General features: G+C 49.5%; 19 protein-coding genes, 1 tRNA gene and 1 riboswitch. Of the genes, 8 read left to right on the top strand and 12 right to left on the bottom strand.

Features of this window, described 5'->3' with window-relative positions; genetic code table 11:
• Nucleotides 1-66 precede the first annotated feature (66 nt).
• The 4 genes from KSW37_RS10905 (at nt 67) to KSW37_RS10920 (ending at nt 4,118) form a co-directional block, all read left to right on the top strand.
• On the top strand, nt 67-345 hold the full coding sequence (locus KSW37_RS10905; RefSeq protein ID WP_217314480.1) for a DUF3127 domain-containing protein: 279 nt from the start codon (nt 67-69) through the stop codon (nt 343-345).
• A 213-nt stretch (nt 346-558) separates the two neighbouring features.
• Nucleotides 559-954: a hypothetical protein gene (locus KSW37_RS10910; protein ID WP_233400210.1), complete on the top strand. Its 396-nt coding sequence runs from the start codon at nt 559-561 to the stop codon at nt 952-954.
• Nucleotides 955-1,011: 57 nt separating this feature from the next.
• Nucleotides 1,012-3,705, top strand: a complete 2,694-nt coding sequence (locus tag KSW37_RS10915) for a DUF3987 domain-containing protein (RefSeq protein WP_217314481.1) — start codon at nt 1,012-1,014, stop codon at nt 3,703-3,705.
• A 50-nt stretch (nt 3,706-3,755) separates the two neighbouring features.
• Nucleotides 3,756-4,118, top strand: a complete 363-nt coding sequence (locus KSW37_RS10920; protein WP_217314482.1) for a hypothetical protein — start codon at nt 3,756-3,758, stop codon at nt 4,116-4,118.
• 85 nt (nt 4,119-4,203) lie between these two features.
• On the opposite strand, the gene KSW37_RS10925 is transcribed toward KSW37_RS10920, so the two are convergent.
• The 9 genes from KSW37_RS10925 to rlmN form a co-directional block, all read right to left on the bottom strand.
• Nucleotides 4,204-4,279, bottom strand: a tRNA-His gene (locus KSW37_RS10925).
• 195 nt (nt 4,280-4,474) lie between these two features.
• Nucleotides 4,475-4,879, bottom strand: coding sequence for a preprotein translocase subunit SecG (secG, locus tag KSW37_RS10930; protein ID WP_217314483.1), 405 nt, complete (start codon nt 4,877-4,879; stop codon nt 4,475-4,477).
• A gap of 36 nt (nt 4,880-4,915) precedes the next feature.
• Nucleotides 4,916-5,722, bottom strand: a complete 807-nt coding sequence (locus KSW37_RS10935; RefSeq protein WP_217314484.1) for a tetratricopeptide repeat protein — start codon at nt 5,720-5,722, stop codon at nt 4,916-4,918.
• 96 nt (nt 5,723-5,818) lie between these two features.
• The gene (locus KSW37_RS10940; RefSeq protein WP_217314485.1) at nt 5,819-6,340 is read right to left on the bottom strand and encodes an LptE family protein; all 522 of its coding nucleotides are present in this window, start codon (nt 6,338-6,340) and stop codon (nt 5,819-5,821) included.
• On the bottom strand, nt 6,337-7,701 hold the full coding sequence (locus KSW37_RS10945) for a sigma-54 interaction domain-containing protein (RefSeq protein ID WP_217314486.1): 1,365 nt from the start codon (nt 7,699-7,701) through the stop codon (nt 6,337-6,339). Before KSW37_RS10945 ends, KSW37_RS10940 begins: the two co-directional genes overlap by 4 nt.
• Nucleotides 7,702-7,888: 187 nt before the next feature.
• Nucleotides 7,889-8,986 (bottom strand): PdxA family dehydrogenase, encoded by a 1,098-nt coding sequence (locus KSW37_RS10950; RefSeq protein ID WP_217314487.1) that lies wholly within the window; start codon nt 8,984-8,986, stop codon nt 7,889-7,891.
• Nucleotides 8,987-9,952 (bottom strand): DUF4837 family protein, encoded by a 966-nt coding sequence (locus KSW37_RS10955; protein WP_217314488.1) that lies wholly within the window; start codon nt 9,950-9,952, stop codon nt 8,987-8,989.
• 457 nt (nt 9,953-10,409) lie between these two features.
• Entirely contained in the window at nt 10,410-10,637 is a 228-nt protein-coding gene (locus tag KSW37_RS10960; RefSeq protein WP_217314489.1) for a hypothetical protein, read from the bottom strand.
• 14 nt (nt 10,638-10,651) lie between these two features.
• Nucleotides 10,652-11,719 (bottom strand): 23S rRNA (adenine(2503)-C(2))-methyltransferase RlmN, encoded by a 1,068-nt coding sequence (gene rlmN, locus KSW37_RS10965; protein WP_217314490.1) that lies wholly within the window; start codon nt 11,717-11,719, stop codon nt 10,652-10,654.
• 136 nt (nt 11,720-11,855) lie between these two features.
• On the opposite strand from rlmN, the gene KSW37_RS10970 reads away from it, so the two are divergent.
• Complete coding sequence (locus KSW37_RS10970) at nt 11,856-15,638, top strand: DUF4922 domain-containing protein (RefSeq protein ID WP_217314491.1); 3,783 nt, start codon at nt 11,856-11,858, stop codon at nt 15,636-15,638.
• Nucleotides 15,639-15,647: 9 nt separating this feature from the next.
• Complete coding sequence (locus tag KSW37_RS10975) at nt 15,648-16,976, top strand: MFS transporter (RefSeq protein ID WP_217314492.1); 1,329 nt, start codon at nt 15,648-15,650, stop codon at nt 16,974-16,976.
• Between the two features lie 135 nt (nt 16,977-17,111).
• Here KSW37_RS10975 and KSW37_RS10980 read toward each other — a convergent pair whose 3' ends face one another.
• Together KSW37_RS10980 and KSW37_RS10985 are read right to left on the bottom strand one after the other, a co-directional pair.
• Complete coding sequence (locus KSW37_RS10980; protein WP_006846346.1) at nt 17,112-17,525, bottom strand: secondary thiamine-phosphate synthase enzyme YjbQ; 414 nt, start codon at nt 17,523-17,525, stop codon at nt 17,112-17,114.
• A gap of 50 nt (nt 17,526-17,575) precedes the next feature.
• A complete protein-coding gene (locus tag KSW37_RS10985) occupies nt 17,576-18,715 on the bottom strand; it encodes an AAA family ATPase (RefSeq protein WP_217314493.1) in 1,140 nt (379 codons plus the stop codon).
• A 254-nt stretch (nt 18,716-18,969) separates the two neighbouring features.
• Nucleotides 18,970-19,081, top strand: a riboswitch (SAM-I-IV-variant riboswitch).
• Between KSW37_RS10985 and KSW37_RS10990 the strand changes: the two genes are divergently transcribed.
• Nucleotides 19,081-19,392: a hypothetical protein gene (locus tag KSW37_RS10990; protein ID WP_217314494.1), complete on the top strand. Its 312-nt coding sequence runs from the start codon at nt 19,081-19,083 to the stop codon at nt 19,390-19,392. Its footprint overlaps the riboswitch before it by 1 nt.
• Nucleotides 19,393-19,463: 71 nt before the next feature.
• Here the strand turns inward: KSW37_RS10990 and KSW37_RS10995 are convergent, their stop codons facing one another.
• On the bottom strand, nt 19,464-20,318 hold the full coding sequence (locus tag KSW37_RS10995; RefSeq protein ID WP_217314495.1) for a TIGR02452 family protein: 855 nt from the start codon (nt 20,316-20,318) through the stop codon (nt 19,464-19,466).
• Nucleotides 20,319-20,486: 168 nt separating this feature from the next.
• Here KSW37_RS10995 and KSW37_RS11000 point away from each other — a divergent pair, with 168 nt between their 5' ends.
• Nucleotides 20,487-20,726, top strand: coding sequence for a hypothetical protein (locus tag KSW37_RS11000; RefSeq protein WP_217314496.1), 240 nt, complete (start codon nt 20,487-20,489; stop codon nt 20,724-20,726).
• The last annotated feature ends 431 nt before the right edge of the window (nt 20,727-21,157 follow it).

Below are 21,157 nucleotides of genomic sequence, written 5' to 3' on the forward strand. Positions count from 1 at the left end.
ATATGTATATTTATAAACAAGCAAGTTGATATTTATTCACTTGCGAAACTTCAGTATTTATAAATGATGAATACAGAATTGATGAAAGTGGTGCAGCAGGGCGAGGCCTTCGCTGTACAGAGCCAGAAGGCTGAGGGCGGTCAGATTAAGAAATGCAACATCCTGTTGCAGGAACTTGGCGGCAAGTTTGAAAACCAGTTTGCAGCACAGCTTTGGGGCAATGCGGCAGAATGCCGTTTCCAGGCTGGGGATGTGGTGGCGGTTCGCCTGCGCTTTCAGACACGCGAGCATAATGGGCAGGTGTTTCAGGACATCTCGGTGCAGGAAATCGTTAAGCTGAACTGATGTATTAAAACTAACTTTCGCATGTGGGGAAGTTAGAGGGGAAGTTAGAGGGAAGTTAAGGGAAGTTAGAGGGAAGTTAAGGGACAAATGTCCTACGTTTTACGAAAGAAGACTATTGTCTCTTCACTTCCCGAACGACCGTAGGGAGTGATAACTTCATTAACTTCTGTCAATTCCCTCACTTGCAAAACTTGAATTAAAAAAAAAACTAATATGGAAAAGAATTTTAATTTGAATCAGAATGTTGGAATGGTGATGAATGGGGGTGAGCATGTGCAGATTGAGGGCATGGCTTTCTTCGACAACCGCAAGTATTTTATGTTTTCGCCTGATGATCCGAAACCTAATCAGGTTTCCAGTTTCCGTACGCTGGGCATTGTGCAGCAGATGAGCGACGGCACGGTGGATTTTACGGTGAAGGGGTATCCGCGCTCGCAGAGTAAGCTGATCAGGAAGTTTGCCCACGGCCGTGCTTCGGAGACGAAGGACGGGGCGATACAGATTTTTCTGAAGGTTTTTAAGAATGAGGGCATCAATATTCCTAAGGCGATGCGCAAGGAGAGCCGAGAGGCGGTGCAGGCTATCATGGATTATCTGATGCTGGGATAGGACCCTAGATATACTTACTGAATCTTTATTAACTGTTTTTATTTTTTTGATTGGAATATGAGTGTTTATTTGATTTCTGTTAGGGGAGGGCGCAAGGTGGCCCTCCCTGTTCTCACCGAGGAGTCGTATCGACGGCTCAGAAATACTTCTTCGCAACAGGCTAACCTAAGGCAGGCTAGAATGGGTAACCAGGCTGCTAAACGGAGGCTTATCCAGTTTAACTATTCGGGGTATTACCCGGATGGGGTTGTGAAGGGGTGCCGGCTGCCTAGCCAGGCTTTCGGATTTGATGTGGATGATGCGGGGGAGTTTGAACGCATAGCTAAAATGCTGATGGAGAAGAGGGGACCTGCGATGGAATCGCAGGGAACGGGGGCTAGGCGGGGGACCGCTGGCTCGGAGATTAAGGGAGCGGCTGGAGAAGGAGCGACGCTGGCTGAAAGGCTGGGACTGCTGATGCTGGAAAGAAGCGCGAGCCAGGGTGGACATGCTGTTTTTAAAAGAGAAAAGGGAAAGACGATTCTCGAAAACCAGGTGCGCATAGCTAAAGCCCTCGACTGCGAACTGGATACCAATGCGCATGATATCAACCGGGTTTACTTTTCAAGTACTGCTGATAAGGATGAACTGCTCTTCCTCTCGCCTGAACTCTTTAATGACCAGTATGGGGTGAGCCCGGGGGCTGATGTGGACCGCGTTGCTGAGGAGGCCCGAACGCTGGAAGACAGGGAGAAAAACGGAAGAGAAGAACTGCCAGAAGGAGCCCACGGGAGCAATAAGCACTTCAAGGTGGGGGGAACGGAGAGAACGGAGAAGCTGGGGGGACAGGAGAAAACGGAGCCGGGGGGACAGGCGATGGAATCGCCTGGAACGGGGGCCCAACGGGGGACATGCTCTTCATCTGCTGGCTTTGCTTCTGCTGGCTCTTCCTCTTCATCCTCTTCTTCTTCTTCTTCTTCCTCTTCTTCTTCTTCCTCTTCCTCTTCATCCTCCTCTTCTTCTGGAGAGAATTACTTGGGGATTCCGTATGAGGTGATTATTGAGAAATGGTGGGGGATGTATAACGACGGGAAAACGCCGGTGACCTCTAACAGAGATGTGCTCACTTTTGAACTGGCGGTGAACCTGAGGCATATATGCGGATTCGACAGACTGCTCATGGATAGGGTGATTCCTTGCTACGACGGGTTTCCGGAAGAACAGAAGATGAAATGCATTGACTCGGCCCTGGCTGAAAGAAGAACGCAGATGCCGAAAAGACTGAAAGATGTGCTCAATGCGCTGAGACAGGAATATCTCAAGACGGGATGCGGAGATGCGCAGGAAGGCGTGCAGGTAGCTGATGCGCTGGACGAGGCCATGCAACAGGATGAACTCTGGCATTTTAACCGACTGCCGAAACTGCCGATGGGCGTGAGCGACAGTGTGGCTGCTGCCGGAACTCCGCTCTGTATGGCTACCCTCATCGGCATAGCTCCGGCACTCGGGGCTCTGGCTACGGGCGTGAAACTGGATGTGCACGGCAATGCGAGGGGACTGAATCTCATCTCCTACATCTGCGGCGAATTCGGTTCGGGAAAGGGACAGCTTGACCCGATAATCGGTGCCTGGATGTACGAACTGCAGGCGCAGACCGACATCTACACCCAGCAGGAGGAGGAATGGGCGCAGAAAACCAGACGCATGAAGAGCGGAAAGGCGCCCGAACAGCCGAAACTGCCGGTAAGAATGCTGCCGCTGAACAACACGCTTGCCAACATAGCCGAACGACTGGGGAATGCTGAGGAGAAACACAGCTTCAGTTTTACACCCGAGGCTGATACGGTGGCGATGAAGTGGAAGTCGGCGATGAGCGATTTCAGTGTGATGCTGCGCCAGGCTTATGATGAAAGCCGCTACGACCGCGAGGCGAAGAGCGCAGATGCTACCCGTGTGCACATCAAGAAACTGCTCTGGAATGTGACGATGTGCGGCACGCAGGATGCACTCTACCGCGTGATTACCAATTATACCGACGGTCTGCTCTCGCGCATCTCCATCGCCCGCACGCCCGACAACACGTTTGCGCCGCTGGCTCTGAAACCTTCTCACCTGACCGACAAGCAGGAGGAGCACATTCATCAGGTGGCTCATCTGCTGCCGATGATGCAGGGCACGGTGGTGCTGCACAAGCTGGAGAACCGGGGCAGGGAATGGCTGGAGCGAATCCGTATGGAAGCGATGAAGAACGACGACAGGGTGCTGGCTCGCCAGCGTCTGCGCGGCTGTGTGAATGCGCAGCGCATCACCTGTGCACTCTGGCTCTGCAAGGTAGCTGAATCGCTGATTGGGCGTTTCGGACTTTCGGGTGCCGAGAAGCGGCTGAAGCTGACTCCGAAACTCTGGATTACCACGCTGGAGAAACTGCAGAATGACGACATGCTGCAGACTTTTGACCTCATAGCCGATTATCTCATAGACAATGATCTCTACTATTTCCGCGAGCGGATAGAGGGGGCTTATGAGTCGAAGAATTATCAGATAGGACCGAGAAACCGCGTGGGCAAGAACGACAGTATCTTTGCGCGGCTTGCCGATGAGTTCAGTATGGAGCAGGCAATTCAGCAGTGTATGGCTGTGAAGGGGGCGAATGTGAGCCGCAACAGTGTGCGCATGATGCTGAAAAACTGGCGCAACCAGGGGCTTATCGTGGTGAGCCATACGCCTGGGCATTTTCAGAAGGTTCAGAATCTTCCTGCGGGTGGTCATTAAGGTCATTGGTCATTAAGGTCATTAAGAGAAAATCAATAATAATGAATGGTATGAAAATACAGCATGATTATGAAACTTATGTGCGGCTGTGGCGACTGCTGCGCCGCACGCGAAGGCTGTTTAAAGAGCGGCATGTGATGTTCTGTCCGCGAAGGATACTGCAGGAGTGGTTGCCGGATGAGGCTACCGACCAGTTTATCTATGATGTATGTCGTAAGGCGGGACTTGAAGGGTATGGGCTTCTGCCTTCTCCCCTTGAGAGTGCTTTTGAGAGCAGGAATTTCCTGATAGCCTTCGTGAGCCGGTATCTTGACACAGACGGTCCGATTTCGGTATATCCGCTGGTGAAACGTGCCTTTCGTGAGGTTTACCCCAACGTGAAGATTTCGGTGATGAAACGAAAGAAAGAGTGATGAAGCGGAGATGCCTTCCTGAAAGAGAGGAGAGGGTAATAAAACAAGAAACCCTGCAAGAAATAAATCTTGCAGGGTTTATCCTGGGTGGAAGGTGGGACTCGAACCCACGACATTCAGAACCACAATCTGACGCTCTAACCAACTGAACTACGTCCACCATGTTAGCTAGCTTAAATGTCATTTCTTTTAAGCGAGTGCAAAGGTACGAACTTTTTTCGGTTCTACCAAATTTTTGAGCAACTTTTTTTCAAAAACATCAAAAAAAGTGGCATTTTTCGTCTTTTTCCATCCTTTTCTCTAGAATAAAAGGGTAGTAGAGCGCGAAAATGCCACTTTTCCTTATCAGCTGATTATTACTTAGCTGGGCTTGCTGGAACAACCGGAGCTGCCTGCTGAGCACCAGCACCTGCTGCTGGAGCTGCTGGAGCTGCCTTCTGTGCACCTGCTGCTGCATCCTTGCTAGCACCTGGCATGGCAGGAAGAGCGGTCTGCTCCTGGGTTGCACCCTCCATGACGCTGTTTTCGCCAGTTGCCTGAGGAGCTACATAAGCACATGCCACGCTGATAACAACCAAGGCTGCAGCGAGGCCCCATGTTAATTTCTCAACAATGTCGGTGGTCTTGCGAACACCCATGATTGAGTTGGTTGAAGAGAAGTTACTTGCGAGTCCACCTCCCTTTGACTCCTGGATGAGCACGATGAAAATCATCAGGATAGCTACCAGGACGATTAATACTACTAATAATGTGTAAGCCATTTTTTAAAACTAGTTTTATTTATTTATTATTCTTGTTTATTTCTTTTTCTCCGGAGATTTCTTCTTGCTGTTCAGCATCAGTTTCTCCAGGAATCTGAGCTGGTCAACATAATATCCGTTCTTGTCAGGACGCTGCTGATGCAGTCGGCTGATGATGTCGTAAGCCCTCTGATACCTGCCCTGCTTGATGTAGATGCGGGCGAGGGTTTCGGTAAATACACCGCTGTTTTCCTCTTCGCCGTCCTTGCCGGAATCGGTCTGAAGTTCGGGCGTAAATTCTGGTTTGTAATCTTCGTCCTGCTGGATTTTAGGCAGCTTGAAACCGCCATCCTCCATAAAGTCGTCGATAAGGCTCATGGTGCGCGAAGTATCTTCCGGCTCCTGCTGGTCTTCTGTCTCCATGAGATACGCCACGTAGTCTACTGCCGCATCGGCAGGTGTAGGCTTGCGCTTCTCCTTCTTCTTCTCCTCTTCTTCGGCATCCATCGGTATGGATCCCAGGAAGTGGTCGATGAGGTCGCTGGTGCGGTCGCCGTGTTTTTCTGCTCCCGTTTCCTTTCTTTCCGATTCCTTCAGCTGGTTGAGATCCACCTCTGACGGGTCGGGTTTTATCTGATAATGGGCTGCCTCTACCATCTCGAAGATGATTTTTCGGTCGGTGATGTAGATGGCTGCCCGGCGCAGCTCTTCGTCGAAACTCGGGTCGTGAAGCAGGTACAGATTCTTCAACATCAGCAGACGTGCCGTCTGATAATACGGATATAGGGCCAAGAGGGCGCGCAAGTCGTAGAGCGTCTCTCGGTTCATTTCCTCTGGGTGTTGTATCAATCTGCTTAGTTCCACTATATTTTACTTTAAACTTTGAAATTTGAACTTTGAACTTTATGATTAGTAAAGCCGTTGAATTCTTCACTCTTCACTTTTCGTTCTTCACTTACTTTACCAGTTAGCCACCGTAGCGTTGAATATCTGGTCTACCAGGTCTTTGATAATCTGGGTTACCAGTTCTTCCTGCACTGAGGCAAGGCTCTGGGTGGTGTCGTAGGTCTTGGCAGATGTAAACTGCTTTTCGAAGTCCTCGGCATGGTTCTTGGTGTTGGTAAAGCGCACGTTTACGGTGATGCTGAGCTCGGTCTGGGCAGAGTATCCCTCGGCGCTTACCGACTTGTTACGCTGAGAATATTGGGTGATTTCGCCCTCTATCTTCAGGTCGCCGTTGCGCGACACCTGTACGAGCTGGGTGTTGCTGGCAAACTTGTCCTTGATTTCGTTGTTGAACATCGGACCCATCGGACCCCACACATACGAACTTCTGATAGGGAAGTCGGCAATCTGTATGGTCTTGGTTTTGGTGTAGTCGATGCTGGCACCGTTGAACTTGTAGCTCACGGAGCATGCAGCCATGACCGCCACCATGAGTGTGAGTCCTATTATATATAGGTACGCGCGTAAATGCTTCATAACTTATATTTGTTAATCTTTCTGTACAGGGTTCTGTCGGAGATTCCCAGTTCTTCAGCCGCTTTCTTGCGGTTTCCGTTGTTTCTCTCCAGCGCCTTTTCTATCATCTGCTTGCTCAGGTCGCTGAGGTTCAGATTCTCGTTTTCTTCCTTAATCTCCTCAATCTCGGCATCCTCAGCTTCGGGTTTGTAAGTGCCCCTCATGCCTCCTGCAGCCATTTCCTGACGGATGTGCTGGAGCTCGTCGAGGTCGGTAATTGGAGGTACCGACGGAACCGGTGAAACCGATGAAACCGGTGAGACGGATGATACGGACGGAACCGATGAAACCGGAGCTACGGCTGATACCGGAGCTACCTGGGTGCTCGGCTGAACCGGCGAAACATATCCGCTGGTGCCGCCCAGCTGGCGTGCCTCGTCGAGCTGCTTGCGCAGGCTGTTCATCTCTCGTCTCAGGTCGCTTACGTTGCCCCTCAGTTCGTAGAGAATCTTGTAGAGCAGTTCGCGCTCGCTGGCGTAGCTGTGGTCGTCGTTGCCATCCTTCTGTATGGTGGCGAGCTGTGTAGACTCCTCATCTCTCGGAATAAACTGGGTGAGGGTCTGTGCGTCGATTTCTCTTTCCCGGCTCAGCACCGACATCTGTTCGGTGATGTTCTTGAGCTGTCTCACATTTCCCGGCCACTTGTATTTCAGCATAATCTGCTTAGCCTCCTCTGAGAGTGAAATCTTAGGCAGACGGTATTTTTCGGCCATCTGCATGGCGAAGAGGCGGAAGAGCAGGAGGATGTCGTTGCCCCGCTCCCTTAATGCAGGCATCTGTATAGGGATGGTGTTGAGGCGGTAGTAGAGGTCCTCGCGGAATCGGCCTTCGCTCACAGCCTTGCGCATGTTTACGTTGGTGGCTGCCACGATGCGGACATCCGTTTTCCTTATCTCCGTACCGCCCACGCGGATGTATTCTCCCGTTTCGAGCACGCGCAGCAGTCTTGCCTGCGTCTGTATCGGGAGTTCGCCCACCTCGTCGAGGAAGATGGTGCCCTTGTTGGCAATGCCGAAGTATCCCTCGCTTTCGCCAATGGCTCCGGTGAAGGATCCCTTTTCATGTCCGAAGAGTTCGCTGTCAATGGTTCCCTCCGGAATGCTTCCACAGTTGATGGCGAAATATTTCTCTCTGCGGCGTGGCGAATTGTCGTGAATCACCCTTGGAATGATTTCCTTACCCACACCGCTCTCGCCGATGATGAGCACGGAAAGATCGGTCGGCGCTACCTGTAGGGCAACGTCGAGCGCATGGTTCAATCCGTCGCTGTTACCGACGATATTGTAGCGTTGTTTTATCTTTTGTAGTTCGGAAGTATCCATTTAGCTGCCAAAATTACTCATTTTTTCTGAATTATCAGCATTTTTTCTTTATTTTAACGTTCGGGAGGTCTGATTACAGGGCAGATTTGCTGTTTTGGGGCTCATCTGCCCTCCCGAATCTTTCTTTATCCCGCTTTTCTCGGGGGATAGGGCGTCTTTCGCTTTCCAGGATGAGATGCCTTTCTATTTATCCCTTTTTCTTAGGGATGGAGAATCTTACCTTCTCGCTCTCGTCACGCTTCTCGTGGTAGAGTTTAGGCAGTGGATTCTCGTAGGCCTCATCATAGTCTTCGCGGTTGCAGAAGGCATCCAGCGCCAGGCAGATGGCGTGGCGGAAGGAGGTTGCGTCGGCCTCGTTGCAGCCCGTGATGCTGTAGCAAGGAGTGGTGTCGGCGGCGGTGTGCACGAGTGGCATACCGGCTGTAAAGAGCACGCCATCCTCGGTGTAGAGCGAATGGAACGGGGTAGTGGCCTGATCATGATACATGGCCATGATGCCGTCGAACTCTACGAAATATCCGTTGCCGAAGAATTCGTCGGCTGGGTAAGGACCGAAGGCCTGTATTTTCTGCTCGGCAAGCTGGTCAATGGCTGGGATGATGATTTCAGCTTCCTCAGTTCCGCAGCTCTCCTCGCCGTTGTTGCTAGGGTTCAGGGCGAGCACGGCGATGCGCGGGTTGGTAATCATGAAGTCGCGCTTCAGGGATGTGTGCATCTGCTTCACCTTCTCGATGATGAGTTCCTGGGTGATGGCTGCCGGCACGTCCTTGAGCGGAGTTTTTCCGGTTACTGAGGCGATGCGGAGGTCTCTGCCGCAGAGAATGGAAAGGCCCTTGGCTCCTTCGCCCAGGCAGGTTTCAATGTATTCCTTGTGACCCTTGAATTGGAAACCCTCAATCTGGGCGTTCAGCTGGCTTACCGGTGCGGTAACGAGCACGTCGAAGAGCTCGTCGCGGTAGTCGGTCATGGCGCGGTCAAGAGCCTTGAGGGCTGCTGCTCCCGATTCCAGGGTAGGCATGCCCATGTCGACCTTCACCTCCTCGTCTACAGCCGGCAGGAGGTTGATTCTTCCGTCTTCCGCATCTTCAGCTTTCTGTATGATGGAGAACTGGGCAGGCAGATTCATCGCCTTGCGGTAATAAGCTGCCACTTTAGGCGAACCGTAGATGATAGGGGTACAATACTCCAACATCTCTGGCTCACTGAATGCCTTAAAAATGAGTTCGTATCCGATACCGTTGGTATCTCCGTGAGTGATGGCCACTCTAATCTTTTTGCTGTCCATTTATCGTTTATATTTTATAGTAGAAATCGCAGCTTCTAGCTGCTTGATTAATATTTTCTTTTTCATTTCGGGCGCATATACGAAGCCGATGATGATGATTTCATCCTTCCCCTTTCCGGGGCAGATGCGCCTCATCACGTAGGGTCCTCCCATGGCGTCGCCCTTCATCTCCCAGAGTCCTCTTTCTGAAAGAACGGGAATCACCATGTACATGCTGTCGGTTTCGCCCGGCATGTTGGTTCGGAGAATGCTGTCAATCTGCTGCTTCTCTTGAGGTGAAAAAGCATCTGTATTTTTCACTCTTCGTTCTTCACTCTTCACTTTCTCCGCTCTTCGCTCTTCACTCTCCGCTCTCATGATGATGAGGTTCTTCATGCCCGAGCTGGCGTTGTTTGAAATCCAGATGAAGTTCTTCGCCTTCTTGCTAGCCTGCATTTCGGCAGGGATGTTCATGCTGATGCCGAAGTTCTTCTTTACCAGCTGCTGCATCTCGCGATTCTGCTTGCTCGGATTGGTGGAGATGATGGAGGCGAGGTGCTCCAGTTCTGCCTCATCTACGAGTTGGCGCAGCTTCTCGGGGTTGAGTTTCTCTCTGAGTTGCTGCGGCGAGCGGGCAGAGATGCGGATGACGGTCTGCGGCGAAGCATTCTCGTTGCGGCTCAGCCCGACTGAGAATTCCGCTGCCGGGATGTTCACCACGATGCGGGTTCTTACGAGCAGGTAGCTGCCGCGGGTCTTTCCCTTCTTAACCTGGATGAGCCGGCAGAGCGGTTCGGGCTGGGGCAGGGCAGGCACCTCTTCCGTCAGTATCTTCGTAACGATGCTGTCGGTATCTCCCTCAAGCACCACCTCGTAAGGCTGTCCTGTGCTCTTGGGCAGTTTCCCGTTTCTTCCTCCTCCCGGGCTGCAGCTTGCCAGAAATGCCAGCACCAGGCAAATTGCCGTTAAAAGTTTTTTGTAATACATGTTGTTACATGTTTTCTAAAAACTTCTTTCCTCTTGGAGTATAGAGGAAAACCAATATGCATAAACCTATAAAAGCTAGGCTTGCCATTGTTAATACTAATGAATCCATAATTTTATTTTAAAGATTCTCTAACCATTTCTTTCCTGGTTTTGTATAAAGCCAAGCCAGAAAGCTTGCTGCAATTACTAAAAAACCAGTCATAGTCATCGCTAAGTATTCCATGTCTTGGTAATTCTTATTGCTTTTCTAACCACTTTTTACCTGATTTTGTGTATAGCCAACTGACGAGAGCTACTGCAGCAATGGCAAAAATCATTAATGTAAATGTGAATGTATCCATATTCTTATTTAAATCCATCAAGCCATTTCTGACCAGGTTTTGTGTATAACCATCCCAATATGCATAATGAGATGATGCAGCCTGTAACCATTGTAAATGTAAACATATCCATATCGTTACTTATTTAAAATTTTATAACCTATTCCAAAAAAAGAAGCAGCCATGATAATTCCCGCTAGTGCTCCAACGACAAGCGAATTAGGAATAGAACCATCTTTAAACATTACTGCTAAACTTCCAAGTACTGTAATTGTAAATGTAGATTTACTCAAGTCGTAGAAGAACTTGCCTGTTTCTGTTCTGCTTATTTTTTCTTTTTCTTTAGCTTCTTTTTGCGTAACCATTTCCTCTCCTTTCCTTACTTCTTCATCTTCTCCTCATCCTCGTGCTCACGGATTTCTCCGATTTTCTTCGAGGTGCTGAGCAGACCGCAGGCGGCGTAGATGTCCTGGCCGCGGCTGGCACGGATGGTGGTGAAGACACCATGCTGGGTGAGGTAATCACGGAACTGCTCCATCTTCTCATCATCCACACCCTGCAGAGGGATGTCTGGAATCTGGTGGAAACGGATCAGGTTGAAGCGGCAGTCAAGCCCCTTCACCAGTTTGATGATGGCCTTTGCATGCTGCATGCTGTCATTTACGCCCTTAAAGACGATGTACTCGAAACTCAGGCGGCGCTGATGAGAGAAATCATAGTTTCTCAGCAACTCTACCACCTGCTCAATGCCCATGCCCTTTTCGGCAGGCATCAGTTCGGCACGCTCAGAAGGGATAGGGTCGTGCATACTGATGGCCACATGGCAGTCGCTCTCTTCCAGAAACCGCTTCAGCTTGTTCTTCACGCCCACCGAACTTACCGTGATGCGCTTCGGGCTCCATGCCCAGCCGTAGTCGGCAGTAAGAATCTCTGTGGCGCGCAGCACATTGTCGAGATTATCCATCGGCTCGCCCTGACCCATGAACACGATGTTGGTAAGCTTGTCTACCTCAGGCAGCGAGTAAATCTGGTTCAGAATGTCGCCGGCAGGCAAACTGCCCTCAAACCCCTGCTTGCCGGTCTGGCAGAACAGGCAGTTCATCTTGCATCCCACCTGCGAAGAAACGCACAGCGTGGCGCGGTCCTTGTCGGGTATGTAAACCGTCTCGACAAATTTGCCGCTTCGGGTAGGGAAGAGGTACTTGATGGTACCATCCACCGAATGTTGCGCATCGGAATATCCGAAGCATCCTATTTCGTATTCAGCAGCGAGTTTGGCACGGTTCGCCTTCGAGATGTTGGTCATCTCATCAATGCTCTTCACATGCTGCTCATAGAGCCACTTCGCCATCTGTCCACCGGTGAAGGCGGGCATGCCTAAGTCCTTTGCCACCTGCTTCAATTCGCCAAGTGTAAGGCCCAAAAGATATTTTTTTTCATTATTCATACTGCAAAGATAGTGTTTTTTGGCGAAAAATTAGTATCTTTGCCACATATTTTAATATAATAAGATAAAATAAAGATAAAAAACACAGATTTAGCCCCCCGAAAAGGGCTGAAGTGAACAAAAATAACGTAAGAAAATGAGAGAAAAAATAGACCTTTTCTTGCCTTGCGAATACATCGGCGATGCGCAGAATGCCTTGTCGGTGCTTCATGAGTACAAGACTGTACAGCATATCCACTTCCTGGTGAGTGCTGATTTTGCCGCTCATCATCAGGTGCCGGAAGGATGCACGTTTGTCATTACCGACCGCCTGGAAAGCAGTAACACCCTTGTCAGCATCGCTGAAAATACAGATGCCGACTACGTGATGATCTGTACCCGCCACACCACCATAGGATGGGGGAACAACACGCTGGAGCGATTCCTCAGAGTGGCTGATGATACGGATGCCGTCATGGTTTACGCCGACCACTACAAGATGGTGGAAGGCAAGATGGAGAAACATCCCGTAATTGACTACCAGGCAGGTTCCTTGCGTGACGACTTCGACTTCGGAAGCCTCTGGTGCATCAAGGCACAGGCGCTGGCCGACTACATCGCCCAGCCCGACCGCGAGGAGTATCAGTTTGCCGCCCTCTACGACCTCCGTCTCTATCTGAGCCGCGTGGGCGAAATCTTCCATCTCAACGAATTCCTCTATTCAGAAGCCGAACTCGACACCCGTAAGAGTGGCGAGAAGCAGTTTGACTATGTGAACCCGCGCAACCGCGAGGTGCAGATAGAGATGGAAAAGGCATGCACCCAGCACCTGAGCAAGGTGGGCGCCCTGATAGACACCACCTTCTACCGCCAGCCCGACTTCGGTGAGCAGGAGTTTGAATACGAGGCATCTGTCATCATCCCCGTCTTCAACCGCGAAAAGACCGTGGCTGATGCCGTGAAGAGTGCCCTGGAACAGAAAGCAAGCTTCAAGTTCAACGTCATTGTGGTGAACAACCATTCTACCGACCGCACCGGCGAAATACTGGATGAACTTAAAGCTGACAACCTGATACAGATTGTTCCGGAGAGAACCGACCTGGGAATAGGCGGATGCTGGAACGAAGCCATCCACAGCAGATTCTGCGGAAAGTTTGCCGTCCAGCTTGACAGCGACGACCTCTATTCTTCGCCAAAGACACTCCAGAAGATAGTAGATGCCTTCTACAAGCAGAAGGCTGCCATGATTATAGGCTCGTACCGCATGTGCGACTTCAACCTCAACACCCTGCCACCGGGACTGATAGACCACAAGGAATGGACCGAAGAAAACGGATGCAACAATGCGCTGCGTATCAACGGATTGGGTGCTCCGCGCGCCTTCTTCACTCCGCTGGTCAGACAAATCCAGTTTCCTAACACCTCGTATGGTGAGGATTATGCGCTGGGACTGGCATTCTCGCGCCGTTACCGTATCGGCAGAATCTACGACGAACTCTACCTCTGCCGCCGCTGGGGAGGCAACAGTGATGCTGCCCTCAGCGTGGAGAAGGTGAACGCCAACAACCTGTATAAGGACCGTCTGCGCACCATGGAACTGAAGGCACGCCAGCACATGCTGCTGGGCAAGGCCGACATCATGGAAGACAGCAGCATCTCACGTTTCTTCAACCGCCAGCTGGAGGTGTGGGCAGATGCCCGCCACCGCTTCCGCGACCTCAAGCACGTAGAAACCCGCCAGCTCTCCGACCAGCTGAAACTGCAGTGGAACCCAGCCCGCATCGTAAGTACGGGCGCCAAGATAGATAAGAAAACCCTGGGCGAGCGCCCTTGCTTCCTTTGCGACAGGAACCGTCCTAAGGAACAGATGTCGAAGCAGATAGACGAGAAATTCCATCTCCTGGTGAATCCGTTCCCGATTCTGCCAGTCCACTTCACCATTCCGGCACGCAAGCACCAGCCTCAGCTTATCTACAAGAACTACGGCGAGATGCACCGCTTCATCAGTCTGCACAGCGACCTGATGGTGTTCTACAACGGTCCGAAGTGTGGTGCTTCGGCTCCAGACCATCTTCATTTCCAGGCAGGAACCAACGGCATCCTTCCTCTTCAGGCCAACTGGCAGCGCCTCTCCCGCAACCTGACCGACGTCATCTCCCTCAATGATGAGGAGAAAATCGCAGTGGTTCGTGACTTCCTCGTTCCTGCCTTCGTCATCATCTCGAAGAGTGCCGAGAGCGACGAAGCCCTCTTCCACCGTCTCTACAAGGCAATGCCTCAGCGTGGCGACGAAACCGAACCGATGATGAACATCATCTCCTGGCGCAAGGGCGAGGAATTCATCAGCGTGGTCATTCCGAGAGAAAAGCACCGTCCGGAAGCCTATTTTGCCGAAGGCTGCGCCCAGTTTGTAGTTTCGCCGGGAGCACTGGATATGAGCGGACTCATCATCACCCCTCGTGAGGAAGATTTCCGAAAGCTGACCGAGGAGAAAGCCCTCTCGCTGCTGCAGGAATGTGGCGTTTCGGAAGAAAAGATGAACGCCATCATTGCCAAACTGAAGGCATCTAAGGATGCCGAGGATGCAGCCGAAGCCTCTTCCACCTTATATAATAATGGTAAGCAGCCCCACGTAATGGTGGGCATCGTGAGTGCGCAGAAGATTCATTTCTCGCTCAACAAACCTTATCTTGCCAAGGGCGAAAAGGTGCTGGGCGAACAGGTGGTAGAATTCTCTGAGGGCGGTGTGCTCTGGAACGGCAACCAGTACAGCAAGCTCACCTTCCATCCGCAGAGTGCCGACGCCTCGTTCTCGCTGAGCGACGTAACCATCGGTGTCAACTTCCACTGGGAGCGCAAGGAAACCCAAACCTTCCTGGGCACGCTCCGCTTTGTGGTAGAATCGGATAAGATTGTGGCAATCAATGAGTTGCCGGTAGAAAAATATCTGGAGAGTGTCATCAGCAGTGAGATGAGTGCCACTTCGAGTCTCGAACTCCTGAAGGCGCACGCTGTCATCTCCCGTTCATGGCTTCTGGCACAGATGCAGAAGCGCAGAGAGGTGGCTGAGAGCGGCAACAACTTCTTCTCCTTCACCAGGAAGGAAGATACACTCATCCGCTGGTACGACCGCGAAGACCATACCCTCTTTGATGTCTGTGCCGACGACCACTGCCAGCGCTATCAGGGCATCACCAAAGAAACTTCGCCTCATGTAGCCGAAGCCATCCGCCAGACCAAGGGACAGATTCTGATGGACGGCGAAGAAATCTGCGACGCAAGATTCTCGAAATGCTGCGGCGGAATAACCGAGGAATTCCAGTATTGCTGGGAGGACACGCCGAAGACTTATCTCACGGCGGTTCGCGACATCGCCCTGGGCGTGGAACATACACAGCCTAATCTGACCAAGGAGGAAGAGGCTGAGAAATGGATCCGCTTCAATCCGCCTGCTTTCTGCAACACGCAGGATAAGAAAATCCTCTCCGAGGTGCTCAACGACTATGATCAGGAAACCGTCAACTTCTACCGCTGGAAGGAAACGCTCAGCCAGGAGAAATTGCAGCAGCTCATCGCCGACAAACTGAAGATGAACCTGGGTGCCATCCTGGACATGAAGGCTGTGGAGCGCGGAAAGAGTGGAAGAATCAGCAAACTCCAGATTATCGGAACCGAGAAGACCTTTACCATCGGTAAGGAACTCGAAATCCGCCGTATGCTGAGCGACAGTCATCTGCTGAGTTCAGCCTTCGTGGTGGATAAGTATGATAAGGATGAACAGGGAGTGCCTCAGCGTTTCGAACTCATCGGAGCCGGTTGGGGGCACGGAGTAGGCCTCTGCCAGATTGGTGCTGCCGTGATGGGCGAGCAGGGTTATCATTATGATGCCATCCTGCTGCACTACTATCAGGGTGCTGAAATCAAGAAACTTTATAAATAGTGATGTAAAATGGTAACAAAGAAAAACAGTCGGAGTCCATGGGCATGGATTCCGACCCTCTATTTTGCCGAAGGACTCCCCAACGTCATCGTAACTGCCCTCTCTGTGGTGATGTACATGCAGTTGGGGCTGACCGATGCAGAGGTGGGGCTCTATACCGGATGGCTCGCCCTTCCCTGGGTCATCAAGCCCTTGTGGAGTCCGTTCATAGATTTGCTGAAGACCAAGCGCTGGTGGGTGCTCACCATGCAGGCTCTCATCGGAGCTGCCCTTGCCGGCATCGCCTTCTCGCTGCCTACAGCCTTCTGGTTCCAGGCTACGATGTGCTTCTTCTTCCTCATCGCCTTCTGTAGTGCCACCCACGACATTTCGGCAGATGGTTTCTACATGATTGAGCTGGATGAACATACGCAGACTAAGTTTGTAGGCTTGCGAAATACCTTCTACCGCCTCGCCATCATCTTTGTAAATGGTTTTCTGGTGATGTTGGCTGGTGTACTTCAGGTTGTCTTCCGCAACCAGATACGCTTCTCGTGGGCGCTTATCTTCTACGGACTGGCAGGCATCTTCATCGGTTTGTGGCTCTACCACAGCCGCTTCATGCCGCGCCCGAAGGAGGATGTGCAGACCGACAGAACGGTGGGCGAAGTGGCTCATGAACTGAAGAACATGTTCCGCACCTTCTTCGTGAAGTTCGGGGTTGGAGAAACCATCTGTGTGATGCTCTTCCTCCTTTTCTACCGATTCCCAGAGGCGCTTCTGAACACCATGACCAAGACCTTCATCCTCCGTCCTAATTCGCAGGGCGGACTGGGCTTGTCGCCTCAGGAATATGGTTTTGCCAACGGCACGGTGGGTCTCATCGGACTGTTGCTGGGTGGCATCCTCGGAGGCATCCTGGTGAGCAGGGACGGAATGAAGAAATGGCTCTGGCCGCTGGTTTGCGCCATTACCTTGCCCGATGTGGTTTACATCTATCTGAGCTATTCGCTCAACAGCAACCTCATCGTGGTTTCCAGCTGTCTTTTCATCGAGCAGTTGGGTTACGGTTTGGGCTTCACGGTTCTTACCCTCTATATGCTGTTCTACAGTCAGGGCAAGTTCAAGACCTCCCATTATTCCATCTGTACGGGCATCTCCTATCTCGGATTGATGCTGCCGGGCATGGTTTCGGGATATCTGAAGGATATGGTGGGTTACCGCATGTTCTTCATCATCGTCATGGGCTGCTGCATCATCACCTTCCTGGTTACCGCCTTCCTGAAGATAGATCCTAACTTCGGAAAGAAAGAAGAACTGGAGATGGAAGAAGAAATAGAAGATGAAAGTGGTCATTAAGGTCATTGGTCATTAAGGTCATTAAGGATTCTTGGAATCTGAAAGTGGTCTCAGTAAAATAAAGACAGAGCTTTCGTAAGTGAATTCTGCTGCCCCGAATGGACGGTAGAAAACCGCTTGCGAAAGCTCTGTTATTTATTCCCCGATAATCGTTGCAATGAGGTGTCGGCTTCCGCCTCCCTCTCTGAATTCACAAAGGTAGATTCCCTGCCAGGTACCGAGGTTCAGTCTGCCATTGGTAATAGGAATGGTGAGCGATACACCCACCATGCTCGATTTGGCATGCGCCGACATATCCGTAGGTCCTTCATCCTGGTGCAGGTATCTTGGGTCGCCATCCGGAACCAGTCTTTCGAAGATGCCTTTTAAATCATGTCTCACATCCGGGTCGAAGTTCTCGTTCAGCGACAATCCGCAACTGGTATGTCTTACGAAGAGATTCAGTATCCCCGTCTTAGGCAGCGCCGGCAAGTTCCTCATCACCTCGTTGGTTACGAGGTGAAAGCCGCGAGGAAGCGGGCGCAATGAAAATTCTACTTGCTGTATCATATTCTTCTTTTTGTTTATATTCTTATACTTTATACTTCTATCTTTATACTTTATAATTCCTTTTTCAGCCATTCACCGAAGAACTTATCGTACAGTTCGTAAGTTCCATCCGTCTCTGTAACAAAATCTTTCTCCAATAATCCCTTGATACCACCTTGTACAAAACTGGCGGAAGGAAGATTGTGTTTCTTGATGAATGCCGATGACATGATGTTTTGAGCCTTGCCAGCGTTGCAGATGGCAATGAGAAGTTCCTTTTGCTTAGCTGGCAACTGAAAGAGAAGTGCTTCGTATGCAAAAGCACTCTCGTCTATAATCGAGTTGAGCGCCAGTTCCATCATCTTATCATCAGCCAGTTCCATCATCTTGTCATCAGCCTTTTCTGTGAGCGAGAAAATCTTATTGAGCATTCTTTGCAGATACCAGGTGATGCCATCAAAACGGTCGTATATCTGATAAATGGTTTCTCGTTTGATAAACTTCTGTCTTTCCTCGAAAAGTCGAGTGGCGAAGTCTGCATACACCTCTCTATCAATAGCTTTCAGCGTTTTGATAGAGGTGCTCAGATAGAAAGGACGGGCATGACTCAAGAACATTTCCGACATCATGTTGCGTTGGGATCCGGCAAAGATGAAACTGGCATTATGGCAGTGCTGGATGTAGGTGCGCAGTATGGCTTCCACATTCGCTTCTCTATAGCTGCTGATGGTTTGGAATTCATCAATAGCCACGATGCAAGGCTTATCAGCACTCTCCAGATAATGGAAAATTTCATCGAGCGTTGTGGTTGGACTGGTGATTTCTCCCAAATCTACTCCCCACGAAGGCACGCCGTTCATATCGAAGCTGATGGATGAACGGAGTGAGTGGAGGCAGTTAAGAAAATGTTCCACTACTTTGGTGCCTTTAGGTTTAAGACTTTGCAGAATACTTCTGCCTAGTTCCTGAATGAAGTCGGCTAGGTTTTTCGTGGCATAAATATCTACAAGAAAGGTATAGTATTTATCCTTGATTTCTTCTTGGGCATAGACGTGTTGCACCAACCCTGTCTTGCCGATTCTTCTAGGTGCAATCAGGGTGATATTATTGCCATTCTTGATTTCTCTTATCAAGTCGATGGTTTCCTTTTCTCTATCACAGAAGTAAGCGTCGGATATGTATCCTCGCAGAATAAACGGATTCTCTATCATTGTATATTATCTTCTTTATTGTCTTTGAATAATCTTATATCTTTCTGATAATCATAGTGCAAAGATAATTATAATTTTATTATTATGATACTATTATAATGCAATTATAGGAAAGTTTAACCATTAAAGGATTTCTCTTCCTTACTATCTGCTACCCCGAAAAATCTTCTTCTTTAGAAGAAGGAAAAAAACAGGAAAAATAATCCCGAAAAAATTTGGTGGTTTCAGAATAATGATGTACTTTTGCATCCGAAATCAAGCATTAAGAGTTGCCCAGTTGCGGCACACCAACCGAGTTTCGCATAGAGATAACCACGGTGGTAAAAGAATGTGTAAGTGTTTAACAACTTAAAATAATTATCTTTATGAATCCAAATTCAGATTTAAAGAACAATGAGAATGTAATGGCAGCTAATGCCAAGTCATCAACAATTAAGGCAGCTAATGCCAAGTCATCAACAATTAAGGCAGCTAATGCCGAGTCATCAGCTGTTGGTGTAGGTTATGCCGAGTCAAGAATTTCAGAGTATGCAGCCCGTTTTGCCGCTTACAGCGATGAGCGTTTGAAGCAGACCGTGGATCATGAGCGCAAGGTTCGTGGTTGGGGCAGCGAGCGCAGTTACTTTCTCGCCGCCCTGCGAGGAGAGTGTGAGAAACGAGGCATTGATTACTGCTAATCAAGCCCCCATCTGTGTGAATCTGTGAATTGAAAATCGGCGGCCGAAGGGAAAGCCAAATCTGTGGGAGCTTATGACTTGAATTCCTCGATGAAGGGTTGCAGGTTTCCACCTCTTGGCGAGTTATGGTCTTCAAGGATGGCGAAGGCGATGAGCTTGTACTTGTCCTTGAATTCCTTCTCGTCGATGACTTCGTGAAACAGTCTTGCGATATGTTTCGGAGGATTGTGAAAGGCACCGCATCCGAATGCACCGAGCACGATGCTGTCGTGTCCGTTCAGCAAACCGATACGCAGCATCGTCCTCATTTTGTTTTTCGTCAGTGCGGCATCTTCTTCGCAGATGTTCCCATCTCTATCTAAATCAGGATGATTGATGGCCGCTACTGCCACGAACGACATATAATAAGGAGTATCGAGCAAGGCGAAGTCATCCTTGGCTCCAGCCCTGAACACGGTAGCGTATGGCACATAGATGCCTCCGAATCTCACTGGCATCGGATATTGGAACTTGCTTTTCTCCAAACCGTAATCCTCGGCATATTCTGCATAGCGATACATAGAGAGAAAGAGGTTGGTGCTGCGGAAGAGGCTCTCCTCCTGAGCCCGGCTTCCGTTCTTCACTCCACCGCCCGGGTTGCGCCGGCTTGCCAGGTTGAGAACCACGGGATTGTATCCTTCTTGCTGCAACTGATGACCGCAATGGATGCTGTCGTCATTCTTCACAATAATCTTGGTGGAACCTTCTGCAAGGGTAGGTATGTTTGAAGCATCCAGTGGCTTGGTATAGAATCTGCTTCCCTTCAGCATCTTCGTGTTGTCGGGCAGTTTTACTTCCTCCCCATTCTCAGAGGTGTAATGTCCCTCCAGTACAATATCTATAGTTTGCTGATACACGTCAGCCAGTTGTCTTCTGTCGTTTATCATGATTTCTTCTGTTTATTTTGTTCGTGTCATTAAAAATCCATTCTTTCAGGCAAAATTACAAGTTTTCTTTGTATTCTCCAAACTTTTATATATAAAAAATGTGGTATTCTCGATATTTCTTTGTAAATTTGCCCACAAAAGAAAAAATATATAATAGGAGGAAAGATTATGTGTAAATTCAAAGATACTACTTTGGAAATTAAGAAACTGGATTTTGGAGTTAAGCGTGGTGCAATGGCTGTGTTCTTGACTGATGGTCGAGAAGTGGTAGTACCGATATCCATGTTTCCCGATATTAAGAGTCTGAGTAAGAAGCAGAGAGAGGATTATATGATTATGGATGACCAGTATTTCTCCTTTGATGCTTCAAGTAAAATTTACTCGGTAAAAGATATTTTGAAGTATTAAGTTGCATATTTCATTTATTTTTTGTAACTTTGCCCTCGAAAAGGGAAAGGTTGCCCCAGGCGGCTGCTCCCTTGTAACATAAGTTGAACAAATAAAATAGAAAAATAAGAAACAGAAAGAATAAACTTTAGACATATAATATAATAATATACAAGCGTTTACGATTATTTGGAGTCTCTTGAAATTTGGCGATTGAAAAAAGACTGTACATTGTAAATATAAGTGAATGCTCACGCTCATAAGGCGTGAGCTAAACTTATCTATGTACAGCAGGTCACGCCAAATACCTAAGAGACTGATAAGTGAGGCTTACGCCTTTCTTATATAGTTTCGCCAACAAGGTATTTGTCTCTTCTGCATTGTTTTAGTAAGCCTGGAAGTTTGCCCAAGCATAGCAAAAATGTGACCTGCTAATTCCGATAAAGTTTACG

Source organism: Segatella copri, from assembly GCF_019127135.1.
GTDB lineage: Bacteria > Bacteroidota > Bacteroidia > Bacteroidales > Bacteroidaceae > Prevotella.

Coding starts and splice junctions, on each gene's coding strand:
- KSW37_RS10975 (WP_217314492.1), top strand. CDS start 15,648: ATGGTAACAAAGAAAAACAGTCGGAGTCCATGGGCATGGATTCCGACC.
- KSW37_RS10945 (WP_217314486.1), bottom strand. CDS start 7,701: ATGGATACTTCCGAACTACAAAAGATAAAACAACGCTACAATATCGTC.
- secG (WP_217314483.1), bottom strand. CDS start 4,879: ATGGCTTACACATTATTAGTAGTATTAATCGTCCTGGTAGCTATCCTG.
- rlmN (WP_217314490.1), bottom strand. CDS start 11,719: ATGAATAATGAAAAAAAATATCTTTTGGGCCTTACACTTGGCGAATTG.
- KSW37_RS10985 (WP_217314493.1), bottom strand. CDS start 18,715: ATGATAGAGAATCCGTTTATTCTGCGAGGATACATATCCGACGCTTAC.
- KSW37_RS10995 (WP_217314495.1), bottom strand. CDS start 20,318: ATGATAAACGACAGAAGACAACTGGCTGACGTGTATCAGCAAACTATA.
- KSW37_RS10940 (WP_217314485.1), bottom strand. CDS start 6,340: ATGAAGCATTTACGCGCGTACCTATATATAATAGGACTCACACTCATG.
- KSW37_RS10910 (WP_233400210.1), top strand. CDS start 559: ATGGAAAAGAATTTTAATTTGAATCAGAATGTTGGAATGGTGATGAAT.
- KSW37_RS10950 (WP_217314487.1), bottom strand. CDS start 8,986: ATGGACAGCAAAAAGATTAGAGTGGCCATCACTCACGGAGATACCAAC.
- KSW37_RS11000 (WP_217314496.1), top strand. CDS start 20,487: ATGTGTAAATTCAAAGATACTACTTTGGAAATTAAGAAACTGGATTTT.
- KSW37_RS10905 (WP_217314480.1), top strand. CDS start 67: ATGAATACAGAATTGATGAAAGTGGTGCAGCAGGGCGAGGCCTTCGCT.
- KSW37_RS10970 (WP_217314491.1), top strand. CDS start 11,856: ATGAGAGAAAAAATAGACCTTTTCTTGCCTTGCGAATACATCGGCGAT.
- KSW37_RS10915 (WP_217314481.1), top strand. CDS start 1,012: ATGAGTGTTTATTTGATTTCTGTTAGGGGAGGGCGCAAGGTGGCCCTC.
- KSW37_RS10960 (WP_217314489.1), bottom strand. CDS start 10,637: ATGGTTACGCAAAAAGAAGCTAAAGAAAAAGAAAAAATAAGCAGAACA.
- KSW37_RS10920 (WP_217314482.1), top strand. CDS start 3,756: ATGAAAATACAGCATGATTATGAAACTTATGTGCGGCTGTGGCGACTG.
- KSW37_RS10990 (WP_217314494.1), top strand. CDS start 19,081: ATGAATCCAAATTCAGATTTAAAGAACAATGAGAATGTAATGGCAGCT.
- KSW37_RS10955 (WP_217314488.1), bottom strand. CDS start 9,952: ATGTATTACAAAAAACTTTTAACGGCAATTTGCCTGGTGCTGGCATTT.
- KSW37_RS10980 (WP_006846346.1), bottom strand. CDS start 17,525: ATGATACAGCAAGTAGAATTTTCATTGCGCCCGCTTCCTCGCGGCTTT.